General features: G+C 40.5%; 12 protein-coding genes. 4 read left to right on the top strand and 8 right to left on the bottom strand.

Annotated elements, in window-relative coordinates; genetic code table 11:
• The 4 genes from AWN68_RS16210 to recN are packed head-to-tail and all read left to right on the top strand — an operon-like array spanning nucleotide 1 to nucleotide 4112.
• Nucleotides 1-324: a DNA-directed RNA polymerase subunit omega gene (locus AWN68_RS16210; RefSeq protein ID WP_068417991.1), complete on the top strand. Its 324-nt coding sequence runs from the start codon at nucleotides 1-3 to the stop codon at nucleotides 322-324.
• A 6-nt stretch (nucleotides 325-330) separates the two neighbouring features.
• Nucleotides 331-1536, top strand: coding sequence for a bifunctional phosphopantothenoylcysteine decarboxylase/phosphopantothenate--cysteine ligase CoaBC (gene coaBC / locus AWN68_RS16215; RefSeq protein ID WP_068417993.1), 1206 nt, complete (start codon nucleotides 331-333; stop codon nucleotides 1534-1536).
• Nucleotides 1508-2425, top strand: a complete 918-nt coding sequence (porD, locus tag AWN68_RS16220) for a type IX secretion system protein PorD (RefSeq protein WP_084362895.1) — start codon at nucleotides 1508-1510, stop codon at nucleotides 2423-2425. Before coaBC ends, porD begins: the two co-directional genes overlap by 29 nt.
• A gap of 37 nt (nucleotides 2426-2462) precedes the next feature.
• Nucleotides 2463-4112, top strand: coding sequence for a DNA repair protein RecN (gene recN / locus AWN68_RS16225; protein ID WP_068417996.1), 1650 nt, complete (start codon nucleotides 2463-2465; stop codon nucleotides 4110-4112).
• A 78-nt stretch (nucleotides 4113-4190) separates the two neighbouring features.
• Here recN and AWN68_RS16230 read toward each other — a convergent pair whose 3' ends face one another.
• From AWN68_RS16230 to holA, 8 genes are all read right to left on the bottom strand, one after another.
• A complete protein-coding gene (locus AWN68_RS16230) occupies nucleotides 4191-5603 on the bottom strand; it encodes an alanine/glycine:cation symporter family protein (RefSeq protein ID WP_221405743.1) in 1413 nt (470 codons plus the stop codon).
• Nucleotides 5604-5813: 210 nt separating this feature from the next.
• A complete protein-coding gene (locus tag AWN68_RS16235) occupies nucleotides 5814-6776 on the bottom strand; it encodes a hypothetical protein (protein WP_068418002.1) in 963 nt (320 codons plus the stop codon).
• Between the two features lies 1 nt (nucleotide 6777).
• Nucleotides 6778-7167, bottom strand: a complete 390-nt coding sequence (locus AWN68_RS16240) for an ExbD/TolR family protein (RefSeq protein ID WP_068418004.1) — start codon at nucleotides 7165-7167, stop codon at nucleotides 6778-6780.
• The gene (locus AWN68_RS16245) at nucleotides 7167-7847 is read right to left on the bottom strand and encodes a MotA/TolQ/ExbB proton channel family protein (RefSeq protein ID WP_068418007.1); all 681 of its coding nucleotides are present in this window, start codon (nucleotides 7845-7847) and stop codon (nucleotides 7167-7169) included. The genes AWN68_RS16240 and AWN68_RS16245 overlap by 1 nt, the downstream gene beginning before the upstream one ends.
• A gap of 1 nt (nucleotide 7848) precedes the next feature.
• Nucleotides 7849-8661, bottom strand: coding sequence for an SPOR domain-containing protein (locus AWN68_RS16250; protein WP_068418010.1), 813 nt, complete (start codon nucleotides 8659-8661; stop codon nucleotides 7849-7851).
• A gap of 85 nt (nucleotides 8662-8746) precedes the next feature.
• Complete coding sequence (locus tag AWN68_RS16255; RefSeq protein WP_068418013.1) at nucleotides 8747-10435, bottom strand: TonB-dependent receptor; 1689 nt, start codon at nucleotides 10433-10435, stop codon at nucleotides 8747-8749.
• Nucleotides 10404-13466, bottom strand: a complete 3063-nt coding sequence (locus AWN68_RS16260) for a tetratricopeptide repeat protein (protein ID WP_084362896.1) — start codon at nucleotides 13464-13466, stop codon at nucleotides 10404-10406. Before AWN68_RS16260 ends, AWN68_RS16255 begins: the two co-directional genes overlap by 32 nt.
• A 96-nt stretch (nucleotides 13467-13562) precedes the next feature.
• Nucleotides 13563-14585, bottom strand: coding sequence for a DNA polymerase III subunit delta (gene holA, locus AWN68_RS16265; RefSeq protein ID WP_068418015.1), 1023 nt, complete (start codon nucleotides 14583-14585; stop codon nucleotides 13563-13565).
• Between the last annotated feature and the right edge of the window lie 51 nt (nucleotides 14586-14636).

A 14636-nucleotide genomic window follows, 5' to 3' on the forward strand; every position in this document is an offset into this window, starting at 1 on the left:
ATGGCCGCAAGCGCATCAATCATTACTAGAGACACAGACAAAATAGGTGAGTCAACTGGTAACCTTTACAAATCAATTGCAGTGATCTCTAAAAGAGCTAAACAGATTGCAACTGATATGAAAGAAGAGCTAAACGGAAAACTTTCAGAGTTTGCTTCTACTGTAGATAATCTCGAAGAGATTTTTGAAAACAGAGAGCAAATTGAAATTTCTAAATTCTATGAAAGAATGCCAAAGCCTACTGCTATGGCCATAGAAGAGTTCGCCAATGACGAAATCTATTGGAGAATGAATGAAGCTGAAGAAGCTACTGAAACAAAATAATACCTAATGTTATTAAAGGGTAAGAAAATTATTCTGGGAGTAACCGGAAGTATAGCAGCTTACAAGGCTGCTATTTTCGTTAGGTTGCTAGTGAAAGAGTGCGCAGAAGTTAAGGTCATTATGACCAAAGCTGCTACTGATTTCATCCCCCCCCTAACACTTTCTACCCTTTCCAAAAACCCTGTCCTGATTGATTTCCAAAAAGACAAAACAGGTGAATGGAATAATCACGTTGACTTAGGACTTTGGGCAGATGTCATCATCATGGCGCCTGCCAGTGCTAACACCATTGGAAAGATGGCCAACGGCCTTTGCGATAACCTGCTGTTGGCTACTTACCTTTCCGCGAGATGCCCAGTGTTTTTTGCCCCAGCCATGGATTTGGACATGTACCAACATCCATCGGTATTGGCCAATATTCAAAAACTGATTGGTTTCGGGAACCACCTTATTGAAGCTGAACATGGAGAACTAGCTAGCGGACTCATAGGGCAAGGTAGAATGGCTGAACCTGAAAATCTTGTCGCTTATCTTTCAGGTTTCTTCTTAAAGAAATCTACACTAAAAGGAAAAAAGGTAATGATTACGGCAGGCCCAACGTATGAGGCAATTGATCCTGTTCGTTTTATAGGTAACCACTCTACTGGAAAAATGGGCTTTGCCCTAGCAGAAGAAGCAGCCAACGAAGGCGCAGAAGTTACGTTAATTTCAGGCCCAACACACCTCACTATTGAACATGCAAACATCAAGCTGATTCGAGTAAAATCGGGCAATCAGATGTACGAAGCCTGTTCTACTGCCAATCAAACTTCCGACATCAATATCATGGCTGCTGCTGTGGCTGATTACACGCCCAAAACGGTAGCTGACCAAAAGATAAAGAAGAAGGGCAATGAAATGACGGTTGAGTTGGTGAAGACTACCGATATCGCCAAATCTCTTGGTGCTATTAAAAAGAAGAATCAACTCAATATCGGTTTTGCACTAGAAACCGAAGCGGAAATAGAGCACGCCCAACAAAAAATAAAAAGTAAGAATTTCGACCTTATTGTACTTAACTCGCTCAACGACAAGGGTGCAGGATTTGGTCACGACACGAATAAGATTACGATCATTGACAATCAAAATAATATTCAGCATTTTGAGTTAAAGTCAAAAAGGGAAGTTGCCAAAGACATCATCAATGCCATCGTTCAAAAACTGGAAGCTTAGTTTCTTCGGGCTAATCTTAGCCACACTCCCACTCCAGATGGTCGCTCAAGAGCTTGACTTTACAGTGAGTGTAAATGCATCCAATGTACAGACTACTGAAAGGGCCATTTTCTCTGAAATGGAAACAGCCATGCAGCGTTTCTTCAATGATAGAGCTTGGACGAATGATAACTTTCAAGCCAACGAAAAAATCAAAGGGAATCTAATTCTCAACATTCAAGACCAACCATCTATCGGTCAGTTTAAGGCCAATGCGCAAATTCAGATCATTAGACCTGTTTATGGGGCTTCTTATGAAACGCTACTGTTAAACTTTGCCGACCGTGATTGGGAATTTCAATTCAGCCAAGGGCAAAACATGGATTTCAGTGAAAACAGATTCCTTAACAACATCACTTCGCTTTTGGGTTTCTATGCCTACATCGCCATTGGTTTAGATTACGACTCCTTCAGTCCATTGGGTGGAACACCTTATTTCAGATCGGCCTTAAATGTGGTCAACAATGCACAGAATAATGGAGGTACTGGTTGGGGCCAATTTCAAAGTAGAAGAAATCGATATTGGTTAGTGGAGAACTTGGCCATCAATAGTCAATACGAGCCAGTGAGAAAAGGACTTTACGATTACCACATTAATGGTTTAGACAAATTCAAAGATGACCCAGTGGCTTCTAGGGAAACCATCAGCCAAGTCATTAAAGATATTCAAACCGTCAATGAGATACTTCCCAACGCTATATTGATTACCGCATTTTTAGATACCAAAAATGAAGAGATCACTAGCATCTTTTCAGAAGGTCAAACGAACATCAGAAAAGAGGTCTACAATGAGTTATTAAAGCTCGATCCCACACGCAGAAATAAATATCAAAAAATCGTTCAAAACTAGTATTGTTGCGAGTCCATGTAATTGATACATTTGTGATATGCTTCAACGCCTGAGTATAGAAAATTACGCCCTGATCCAACAGTTAGAAATCAACCCTGATGCTCAACTGAATATCATTACGGGTGAAACTGGCGCTGGAAAATCCATTATTCTGGGAGCATTAGGCTTACTTCTAGGCAATCGTGCAGATAGCAAATCACTGCTCGATCAAGAGAAAAAATGCGTAATCGAAGGTGTTTTCGATGTTTCTGCCTATCAACTCAATTCTTTTTTTGAAGAAAATGACATGGACTATGATGCTGAGTGCATCATCCGAAGAGAAATAAGCCCTAACGGAAAGTCCAGGGCTTTTATTAATGATGGCGTGACCAACCTTGATTTCCTTAAACTACTTGGGAAACGATTAATGGACATCCATTCTCAGCATGACAATTTGCTTTTAGGCGCCAATAGCTATCAACTGAGTTTGGTTGATGCTTTCGCTCAAAACAACAGCTTACTACAAAAATATAGCAAGGCCTTTTCTGACTATCGTGAAAAGCATGAGATACTGGAGCAACTTAAATCAGAATCTGCCGAATTAAGAAAAGAATCAGATTACCACCAGTTTCTATTTGATGAACTGGACAAAGCACAGCTTCAAGCGGAAGAGCAAGAAACCTTAGAGGCTGAACTCAATAAGCTTGAAAACGCTGAAGAAATCAAACTCAAATTGAATGAAGCACTCAGTGCTTTAGATCAATCGGAGATGAACGCCAACCAAATGCTGCAGGGTGCTAAAACAGCTTTAGGCCAAATCAATAAGTTTGCGAAAGAGTACGAAAGCCTTTTTGAGCGACTGAACAGCAGCTGGATTGAATTAAAAGACATTATTGCTGAACTGGAAACAGAAGAAGAACAAGTAGAGTACGAGCCAAAACGAGCAGAAGAGGTACAAGAAAGACTAAGTCTAATCTATAAGTTACAACAAAAGCATCAAGTGTCGGATGTTACTTCCCTCCTTTCTATTTATGAAGAACTAGGAGATAAAGTACTAAGAGTGGGTAACTTAGATGAGGCCATTGAGGCAGCAGAAAAGGAAGCCAATCAAGCGTTTGAGTTGGTTGAAACTTCTGGCGAAGTCCTGAGCCAATCGAGAACCAAAGTATTCGCTGGTTTCGAAAAGCAAATTGGCGTATTGCTCGATGACCTTGGAATGCCTCATGCTAAACTGGCCATTCAGCATGAAAAGCAGGTTCCTTCAGAATCAGGCGTTGACAAAATCAACTTGTTGTTTTCTGCAAACAAAGGCATTGCGCCACAGCCGTTAAAACAAGTGGCCTCTGGTGGTGAATTTTCAAGACTGATGTTTGCCGTAAAATATATTCTGGCAGACAAAACCGCTTTGCCTACGATCGTATTTGATGAGATTGACGCTGGTATTTCGGGGGAAATCTCTATTCAGATGGCCGAAATGATGAACAAGATGGCGCAAAACCATCAGGTGATTACCATTACGCATTTGCCACAAATTGCAGCGAGAGGAAAATCACATTACTATGTGTATAAAGACAATGCACAAGATGTGACGGCAAGTAACATCAGGAAGCTCAATCATGATGAACGCCTGTCTGAATTGGCGCAAATGATTGGTGGTAAGCAATTCTCCGAAAGTTCGTTAGAGAGCGCGAGGGAGCTCATGAAGTAAACTTCTTCCCCACCCCTTAAAACCAAAAAAGTCGATTTGGAAACCAAACCGACTTTCTCATAATTTCTATGCTCTACCTTATTTCTTATCGAACTCTCCCGCTTTATGGCGAGCAAAGTAAGATTTTGTTGCTTTCATTACTTTAGGGGCTAGAATCAGTGCTGAAACCATGGTTGGAATCGCCATCAAAGCAAAACTACCATCAATCAAATTCACTACAAAACCCAAAGAAGCTACGGCTCCAAGAATAATTGTACCGATGTATACATAATTGTAAAGTTCTCCTTTTTTCGCTCCGAACAAGTAGGATACACTTTTCACTCCATAATAAGAATAAGAAAGTAAACTAGACACGGCAAATACCAAGATACACAGCCCTAATAAATAGCCTCCCACTCCTGGGATAGCCGCATTAAAAGCCTTCAATGTTAATGTTACACCAAGCAAACCCGTATCAGCCGCACCAATAAACTCATGATGAACTCCAGTACCTAGAATCACCAATGCTGTAAGTGTACATACTAAAAGTGTATCAATCGCTGGACCGAGCATAGCCACAAGACCTTCACGTACCGGCTCCTCCGTTTTAGTGTCTCCATGTACCATTGGGGCAGTTCCAATTCCTGCTTCGTTTGAAAAAGCAGCTCTCTTAGCGCCAATAATAATCACAGCACCGATGCCACCACCCAAAATGGCATTACCAGAAAATGCTTCTTCAAAAATTGAAGCGAAAATATCAGGAATACCCCCTACATTCTGAAGTAGAATGTAAATCACCAAACCGAAATACAAGACTACCATAGAAGGCACCAACTTGGCAGCTACACTACTAATTCTTTTAATTCCACCAAAAATAACCATAGATACCAAAGCCATTAAGATAAGTCCAGTAACAAATGATGCTATTCCCACTGGGGCACCAAATAGGCTAAATGTTGCTTCAGTATCATATCCCACTGCTGGACCTAAAACAGCATTCATGGCCGCAGTAAGTTGATTTGCTTGAAAAATTGGCAAAGCACCAATCAGCGTAAAAACGCAAAAGAATATGGCCATTGGCTTCCATTTCTTACCTAAGCCTTCGGTAATCACATACATGGGGCCACCTCTTACTTCACCTTCACTGTCTTTTCCTCGGTACATCACCGAAAGCGTACAGGTAAAAAACTTGGTAGCCATACCGACAAATGCGGAAACCCACATCCAAAAAATAGCACCTGGACCACCCATGGTAATGGCAACCGCCACACCACTAATATTACCCATGCCTACGGTAGCTGCTAAAGCTGTAGAAAGTGCTTCGTAGTGGGTTATTTGTCCCTCTTCATGATGAGTATCATATTTCCCTCTCAATACATTTATAGCGTGACCAATGTATTTGAAGGGTAAAAACCGCGAATAAAACAAGAATACTAGTCCACCACCCATTACCAATATCAAGAGGGGAACTCCCCAAATCCAGCCACTAAAGCTGGATACAGCATCTTCTATAAAACCCAAGTCAGTAATTTTTTAGTTAAGCTACTATATTAGTTCAATCCGCGTAACCGTACAAGAAGTATAGTCATTTTGTAGACTAACGGTAGATCGAATGACTTTACGAAGGCCATAGACAATAAAGAGGGAATGGATAATCCATTCCCTCTTTATTGTTAAGTTTCTTAATTGACTCCAGTTCAACTCAAAGCAGGTGAATACGAATTAATTCGTTTTGATGACAAAGGTGATTTCCCCTTTAGAAATGTTAGCTGCCATTTTTGACGGGTTAGTCTGGATAAAGGCAAGCTTCTCCACTTGTTTTTTATAGAACTCGATAATGGTGTTATCGCTAATGGTAGTACCCGGGATTTTGGTCACGTTAATTACCGTTCCTCGATCATCTACTTCGATTCTAAACTTAATCACCCCTTCAATTTGGGAATCGTCCTTTTCTGCAGGGGGTCTCTCCCATCTCCAGCCGTCTAGACTCAAACTAACTCCTAAATCAGCACCACCAGGCTGTGTACCATTGGCAGTGGTCTTTCCTTTAGGGTCGCCCATATTGCCTCTTTTATCTACTTCTTTTCCTTGATTGTTAGAAGCAGCTTCTTTATTGTCCGATTCCGTTTTCTTTCCTCCGCCCATAATAGCACGTTGGTCCACTACAGGTACAGGTTTAGGCTTTACCTCTTCTTTCTTTTCTTCTACAGGTTTGGTTACTTCCTTTTTAACTTCTACAGGCGGCTTTTCTTCTTCTTTCTTCTCAACAACCTCTTCTACTTTCTTCTCTACCGCTTTAACTTCGCTCTCTTTTTCTTGAACCACTTCGGCTTTCACCTCTTCTTTAGGTTTAGGAGTTTCCTTGACTACCTCTTGCTTAGGCGGAACCACTTCTTTGACTTCCTCCACCACTGGAGTTTCCTCTACTGGCTCCTCTTCTGACTCTTGCTCAGCGTCAGAAGGTGTATCATTTTCAGTTTCTTCAATTTCAGCCTTATTTTCTCTTTCGATATCTCCAGAGCCAGCTTCTTCGAAACCAAAATTCAATTCTATACCGTATTCAGGGATTGGCGGATCAGGTTGACGCCACGCCACAAGAAATAAAAGCAAAGTCAGTATGGTACCATGCACGACTATCGACATGATCATACTGAACTTCTTATCCTTTTTTTCTTGATCTGACATTTTACTCAGGTTTAGTAACGATAGTTACTTTTTGCTTTAAAAGGGCTGCAATGCCTGCTACTTTCATAAAGTACTCAGCATCCACAGTTTTATCTACATGTAAAGTAACTGAACCATCGGGCCCGCTTATTACTTTACGCAATTCTTGTTCCAAGTTTGAAAGTGTTACTTCCTTATCATTCACATAGTAGTGTAAATCTTCTGTGATGGTAACGCTGTTTTTCTGCATTACAATATTAGAAGCTGCTGATGAAGGCAAGTTTACTGGTAAACCAGAAGGAGTAATAAAGGAAGCCGTCAGCATAAAGAAGATCAACAACAAGAACACAATGTCTGTCATTGAAGACATGCTGAAGTTGGCATCCACCTTAAGTTTCGATTTAATATCCATTATTGAGGCTCTTGAAGTAAATCAATAAAGTCAACCGAAGTATACTCCATATAATGGATGGCCTTCTGAACCCTAGAAACTAGGTAGTTATAACCTAAGTAGGCAATAATCCCCACCACCAAGCCGAGGGCTGTAGTGATCATGGCTTCGTAAATACCCGTGGATAAAAGCTTAGGGCTCACCGAACCTTCTTCCTGCGCTATGGCAATAAAAGCTTGGATCATCCCTGTTACCGTACCTAAGAACCCCACCATTGGGGCAGCTCCCGATATGGTCGCCAACATAGATAAGTTCTTCTCAAGCTTATACACCTCAATTTTACCTACGTTCTCGATAGAAGCCTCAATAGTCTTTAACGGACTACCAATTCTATGGATCCCTTTCTCAATCATTTTGGCAATGGGCGATTCAGTTTGAGAACAAAGGAGTTTTGCTCCATTGATATCACCTGCTAAAACCAAATTTTTGATTTTGTCCATAAACTCGAATGGAGTTTTGGAGGCTCTGTTGATATGCCTATATCGTTCAAAAAATATGTAAATCGCTGTAATCCAAAGTGCTATCAAAGGAATCAACCAGATCCCTCCTTTTAACAGTAAATCAAACCAAAATAAAGCTCCTCCATCGCCACCTGAAACGTTTAAAGTATCAGATGCTGCGAGTTCTTGAATAATTGTCATTTTAATATTTAAGTGCCCAGACTTCTTTTCCGTATTTCTCTCTGTAGGATGCCAAAGCGGCTTCCGCTTCTTTAATTGAACCTACATTTGGAATCATGATCCCAACTCTATGAAAAGCTGAGTTTCCAATAGGCTTTAGAACGTGTGCAGTAATTCCAGAGGCTACCAATTGGTTTCCTTTATCTTCCGCTAAGTCACCATCAAAGAAACTACCTACTACGGCAAAATAACGCCCTTGACGTTCAGAAATTGTAATCAATTCAGCTTTTGGCGCTTCTACTTTTACAGGCTCCGGTTCTGGCTGAGGTTCAACCTTTGGTTGCTCAATTTTAGGCTTGACTACAGGCTCAGGTTTTGGGGCTTCTTTCTTATAGAACACAAAATAAAATATGACCAAAAACACAACCAGTAGCACGACAATGACGATCCAAATGCCTCCGCTCTTTTTCTCTTCTTCTTTCTTTTCTACCATAATTACCTTCTTTTTAGGTGCTGGTGATTGATCTTTATTTTCAACTACAACAGGAGCTGCCACTTTTGAAGACGGTTCTTCTTTTACTCCCTCCTTAGGTGCCTCTTCTTGAACGGACGGCTTATCTGAAGTTTCACTTTTCGAAATTTCATCATCCACGAGCTCTAACTCTTCCGTACTGTCATCAAGAGTATTTAAATCATCAATATCATCTAAACCAAAGTCATCATCAGACACCTTGGGTTCTTCTTTTTTAGGGGCTCTTTTTTTACCCACACTTGCAGGTGTCTTACCCACCTTTTTATTGTTGTCTGAAGAACTGTTCTTCTTTTTAGCAGCCATAAGAAATAGTTATTGGTTGATATTTGTTCAAATTAACAAAATATAGCTACGATATTAAAGGTGTAGCCCATGCGAATCTACAAAATTAGAAGGATACTGTAATCCCTCCCAACACTTGAATGCCTCGACTTGGGTAATTCAGGTATCTTTCGTACTCTTTCCCAAAGACATTTTTGAATTGTAAAAACACAGAAATCTTTTCATTCAAGTCATAATCACCGCCCAAATTCATATCCACAATATCATCCATCTCTACCCTTGTACTGCTTTCTCTATTCAGACCAATCAGTCCTCCCATGTAATAGAGGTCTGCAGTTATCTTTAAATTCTTTATTGGATAAAAGATATTGTTAAAAACCGCTTGATACTGTGGTTTATGATATGGATCGGCCAAAGCGTTCAAGGTATAATCGAAAAAATCGAACCTTAGACCGCTTCGAACATTTTCCACTTTTTCAAAAACCACTTCGCCATAAACATTCGTGCGACCGACAGCATCGTTGTCATACAATACCTCAAACCTAGTGGAATCGGTAATGCTATTCGTAAAGAATGGCATACGTTGGATGGAAGCCATTGAGAGCCCAGCGTTCAACCTGAGGCCGTTGGTCAAGTCGAGGTTAATTCCTGCGAAAATATCGCTCTCCTTATCCGTGTTGAGTAAAATAAAATCCCTCTGTAGAAATGCATTCTCACTTGCAAAACCCTGAAAAGAATTGTATTCCAAATCTCCTTGATAACCTCCATAAATATTAATGCTACTGGTCGGGTTAACATCCAGTCTAGCATAAGGATATACTTTAAAGCCATCTTTTGCAGCCGTAGTAATTTGTGTTAAGTCATCATTATCACCGGCTAAGTTAGCCCCCACACTTACTTTAAAGCTATTTGTAGCATATTCCAAGCGTGGCTTCGCATTGTAAAAATTTCTACCAATTTTCTCTGTGTCTTCGCGGCTTGAGAAGGTTACTTGGCCACCCACTTTAAAGCGAAGTTCTTCTGAGAATTTATAACCTAAACCTAAATCGAAATTGAATCGGCTTTCTTTAGCTTCGAAGTTATCTCTAAAGAAATCCCAGTCTGTCTTAAAATGATAAGTTGTTACCTCATCCAGAGCCGTTTTTTCCACACCTGCCCTTGCCGTAAAGCTGTTGAACTTTCGCTCAACTAAATCAGGAGTAAGATCCAAAGCTGGGTTATAACCATAGAAATGCACTTTCCTTTCTCCATATTGAATATCTCCTGAAATAGTATTCTTACCATTGAAGAATTTTCCTCCCAACACCACATCAGTTTTGGAATCACCAGAATTCTTATCGAAAACTGGGCCTTTTGCTGAAGAGCGATGTCTTATATATAAATTATAGAGATAATTCGGGTTTCGCGTAGAACCCAAGTAAGCCTCGCCCAACAATGTTCCGTAATTGCCATAACCCAGCTTGAAGTAGTTACCCGTAATATCCTTTTCCTTTTGGTTGATTGCTAAATTAACGGCCCTGAAATTGGGCTGAATTGGCGTTAAACTCAGTACATATTCATGGAAAGTATAGGTCTGTTGCGACTGGGCTTTTTGCACTGGCAACTGCGGAATTTTCTCAAAATTTCTAGTGGCAGGCGGAAGCGTAATCTTCCTATCCTTTCTAATTACAATTTCGGATTCTTCCAATTCACCTTGCTGGCCAAAAGCAGTGAAGGCCAACATTCCAAAAACAAGAGTAATGATATATCTAAAGTCTCTCATCTTAATTCCCTCCTTTTCTTGTGGTATCTGCATTTACTTCTTCTTGCGATGGCGCCTCAGCTTCTAATTTCTCAATCTGTTTCAATTTGATTTTTGCCTCTTCTTTAATGTCATCCAACTGAGAATACTGAATGATTGAGTTTACCGTAGCCTTGGCTTGGAAAATCTCATTCAAAGCAATGTAGTTATCAGCAATCAATAAGAAGGCTTTTCCGAGCCATTCATCATAGGCTGAAAAATTCTCATTCATTTCAAAAAGCGTATTCAACGACTGTTGATACTGTTTTTGTTGATAGAAAATCTTACCCACCATGAACTGTGACTCTGCTCCATACTGGTTCTTGGCTGTATTCAATGTGGTCAAAAACTGATCAATAGCTTCATCGAAGTTCCCTTCAGCATAGGCTGCCTTACCTAAATACAATTGTGCCTTATCCGTAGCTTCCTGCGTAACAGATCCTTTGGTAATGATATTCTTAGCGTAAACTCGCATTTGAGCATACTCACTCAATCGGTAATGCGCTTCTAACAAGCCTAACCAAGCATCGTTTTCTTGCCTTTTGCTTTTGGCTACTTTTTCCAATTGACCATAGAAGCTCGTGGCTTCCTTAAAGTCACCCGCCTTTAACTGCAATTCACCAATACGCTCAAAGACACGATCCATGCCAGTGATTTTGTTATCACGATTAATTGCATAGAACATCTCAAGCGCTTTCTCTGTGTCGCTCAAACGATAATAGCTTTCCGCCTGGTAATATTTGGCTTCATGCACCAAACCACTGTTGGGATAATTCTTTCTGTAATCTTCCAAAGCACCAATGGCAGCGCTGTACTCTTGTCCAAAGAACAAGTTTTTGGCTGATTCAAATTCAATATTCTCCAAAGCCTGATTCTCTGGGTGAGCACTCTTATAACGTGCCAAGTACTGATCAAACTGAATGGTTTTATTCTGAAGCTTTAAAGTGTTCTGTAAACCAAGCAAGGCTGAATTAGAAACCGAACTGGTGATATAATTGTCCAAAATGGTTTTGTAATCACGCTCTGCCTGATCGTAGTCTTCTAAATTGAAATAGGCCAAAGCACGACTTTCATAAGCATAAGGAATAAATGGGCTTTGGTTCAGTCGATCAATAATTCTGTTAAAACCTTGAATCGAATTTCTGAACTGGCGGTCTTCTAATTGAATTTGTGCCTTCTTATAAATAGCATCATCATAATAACGCGAATCCGCAAAACGATTGATCACCACATCTAAACTAGCGATGGCGTCTGCTGGTCTTCCTTCAAAATCATACACTACTCCTTTTTGGAAGTATGCATAATCGATATTTGGGTTACTCGTTCCAATGGCACGATCGTAATAAGTAATCGCACTAGCATACTCCTTATCTACATAGTAGCAATCGGCAAGCCTGATGAGTGCATCATTGTAATTTTGTTTGTCACGGGCATTTTCTAGCGCATCTACATAGCGTTTAAAGTAAATTCTGGCGTCCGTATATGATTTACCATTATAGTAAGCATAACCCAAACCATAATTTGCCTTCACTAAGTATTCTGAATTTCTATTTCCTGAGGTGATCACCTTCTTATATGAAGCAATCGCTTGTGGGTAATTACGAGCAGTGGCAAAGGCCTCTCCTTTCCAGAAGTAGGTGGCGGTGGCCAAATCCTTATCTATCGGGTATTGCAGCGACTTATCGAACAACTGTACTGCGTTGTCATACTTTCGTGCATTATAAAACTCTGTTCCTTTGAAGAAGGTCACCTTTTGATAGGCTTCTTTCAATCGGTCAGATTTGTTTTCAATTCTTTCAATGAAAGTAATTGCCCTCGAATAATCATTCGTATTCAAAAAGGCTTCACTCAATAAATTGTTCGCTTCAGGAATGTAATCACTGGTTGGGTAGTCTCTCATAAACTTGTCCAAAGCAATAATGGACTGAGAGTATTTACTGGCTTGGAAGTTCACCTTGGCCGAGTTGAAAGCAGCTTCCTCCTGAATTTCTTTATTGAAACCTAAGCTGGCAGCCTTATCGAACGCAGCAATGGCAAAAAGGAAGTTCTCTTGCTCTACATATTGCTTTCCTAAATAATAAGAAGCGTTTTGAGCAAGTGTGTCACTATTGAGCGCTACTTTCTTGAACTGCTCTATGGACTCTTCGGCTTGTCCTGTACTATAATAGGCATAACCCATTCTGTACAAAGTCTCTTGGGTAACGTTTTGCTGCGCCAACTGGCTGTACAAATCATAATACTCTAAACTCTCCTTATACTGTCCTTGGTTATAATAAGATTCAGCGGTCATCTGGTAAATCTGATACAGATAATCAAGCTTGCGGTTTTCGGCTATCGCGGTTTTAAACTGAGAAGCATATTGTACCAACTCACCATAACGCTTCTGTTGGTAAAAAGCACTGGCCACCATAATTGGCACTCTTTCCTTATATTTCTCAGTAGTGCCAGCATTCTTTAAGTCGACCAAAGCTTTATCGTAATCTTGATACGCATAAGCCAAGTAGCCAGCATAGTAATTAGCATCAGCATAATAAGGTCCTTTGCTCCCTTTGGCTTTATCGAAATAAGGAACAGATTCCTCATATCGCCTTAAAGCATACAGTGAATAGGCAATTTTAAAATTGGTTTCTACCCTTTCTTCCCCGTTAAGGGCGGAAGGGTTCACCAGTTTAAAATACCTTTCGGCAGTGGTAAAATCACCGTTTTTAAAACTCACCACACCCAAATTATAATAGGCTTTTGCCGCCTTTGGGTGATTGGGTCTGTTTCTAACAAATTGTGATATCAATTGTGCCCCATCGCCATTGTCGAGGTTGAGGGCGCAAAACGCCATATAGTATTCGGCATCTGCCTTTTTAATTTCGTCATCGCCTTGGGCCAAGTATCGCTCAAACTGATCACGGGCTGCGCTGTACTTCTCCATCTCCAAAAGCTCCAGTCCCGAAGAAAAATAGATATTCGGATTGGACGGATGTAGTGTGTTTTGTGCGTTTAATGACCCGTGAAGACAGAACAGTGTGGCGATCAAAAGAATTTTGTGCTTCATTTATCTCTGTTTGTTCACTCTTATCTAAACTCTAATCTCTTGTGAATATTGCTGTTGAAGAATTACCGCTAAGAATAATTTCATCAACCTATTTATTTAATGCATCAACCGATACACCAATTCCTTAAAGATGTCTCCATCTGTCATACTGCCTGCTCCAACACCTTTACTCCTTAAATCTGCTTCGCGAAGAATACTCACATTCTGCATCACTTTACCCACCGGATAATTTCGGGCAGCCAGTTTATACTCCTTTATAAAATAAGGGTTCGTACCCATGGCAGCAGCCAAGCCTTTATCCGACTGATCTTTACTTCCGTGAAGAATCAGCAGTTTGGCGTAATAAGAATACAAAGCCGCTACCATCGGAATGATAGGGTTGGCTTTTGAATTGGCGGCAAAGTAATTCACCATCTTATTGGCCTTTAATATATCGCGCTGCGAAATGGCCTTCTGCAATTCAAAAACATTGTATTCTTTACTGATGCCTACGTACTTTTGAATCAGGTCTTCGTTGATGGCTTTTCCCTCACCGAGGTTCACAATCACTTTGCTAATTTCATTGGACAACCTTTCTAGGTTCGTTCCAATATATTCGGCCAGCATTTGTACCGAATTTTGATTGATGCTGTAGCCCTGAGACTTCACATACTTATCAATCCAAGCCGGCAACTCGTAATCTCTTAAAGGTGTAGTGGTTACCAACACCGACTTATCTTTCAAGGCTTTGGCCAAAGGCCGTCTGCCGTCTACTTTCTTATGCTTATGCCCAAAAACCAATACCGTACTGGGCACGGGTTGCTCCAAATATTGCAACAGCAATTTCTGGCCATCCTCTTTATTCAAATCCTGAATATCTTTGGCCTCTTTAACAATGACCACTTGCCTTTCGGCCATCATTGGAAACCTACGGGCATGGGTCAACACTTCAGCCATACTCACATCCTTACCATAAAGAATGGTTTGGTTAAAGCCTTTTTCGGCTTCCTGAAGACAATTATCCTCAATATAATCTACGATTTGATCGATGTAAAAAGGTTCTTCACCCTGCAAAAAATAGACTGGTTTGAAGTCACCGGATTTTAATGATTGTAAGACCTGATCAGGATGCAAACTCATGGAATCAATTTGTCACGAATATACAATTCGCATTCCGTTTTAGCATATACA

It is taken from the genome of Roseivirga echinicomitans (genome assembly GCF_001592935.1).
GTDB lineage: Bacteria > Bacteroidota > Bacteroidia > Cytophagales > Cyclobacteriaceae > Roseivirga > Roseivirga echinicomitans.

Coding starts and splice junctions, on each gene's coding strand:
- coaBC (WP_068417993.1), top strand. CDS start 331: ATGTTATTAAAGGGTAAGAAAATTATTCTGGGAGTAACCGGAAGTATA.
- AWN68_RS16210 (WP_068417991.1), top strand. CDS start 1: ATGGCCGCAAGCGCATCAATCATTACTAGAGACACAGACAAAATAGGT.
- AWN68_RS16235 (WP_068418002.1), bottom strand. CDS start 6,776: ATGTCAGATCAAGAAAAAAAGGATAAGAAGTTCAGTATGATCATGTCG.
- holA (WP_068418015.1), bottom strand. CDS start 14,585: ATGAGTTTGCATCCTGATCAGGTCTTACAATCATTAAAATCCGGTGAC.
- porD (WP_084362895.1), top strand. CDS start 1,508: ATGCCATCGTTCAAAAACTGGAAGCTTAGTTTCTTCGGGCTAATCTTA.
- AWN68_RS16245 (WP_068418007.1), bottom strand. CDS start 7,847: ATGACAATTATTCAAGAACTCGCAGCATCTGATACTTTAAACGTTTCA.
- AWN68_RS16240 (WP_068418004.1), bottom strand. CDS start 7,167: ATGGATATTAAATCGAAACTTAAGGTGGATGCCAACTTCAGCATGTCT.
- AWN68_RS16250 (WP_068418010.1), bottom strand. CDS start 8,661: ATGGCTGCTAAAAAGAAGAACAGTTCTTCAGACAACAATAAAAAGGTG.
- recN (WP_068417996.1), top strand. CDS start 2,463: ATGCTTCAACGCCTGAGTATAGAAAATTACGCCCTGATCCAACAGTTA.
- AWN68_RS16260 (WP_084362896.1), bottom strand. CDS start 13,466: ATGAAGCACAAAATTCTTTTGATCGCCACACTGTTCTGTCTTCACGGG.
- AWN68_RS16255 (WP_068418013.1), bottom strand. CDS start 10,435: ATGCAGATACCACAAGAAAAGGAGGGAATTAAGATGAGAGACTTTAGA.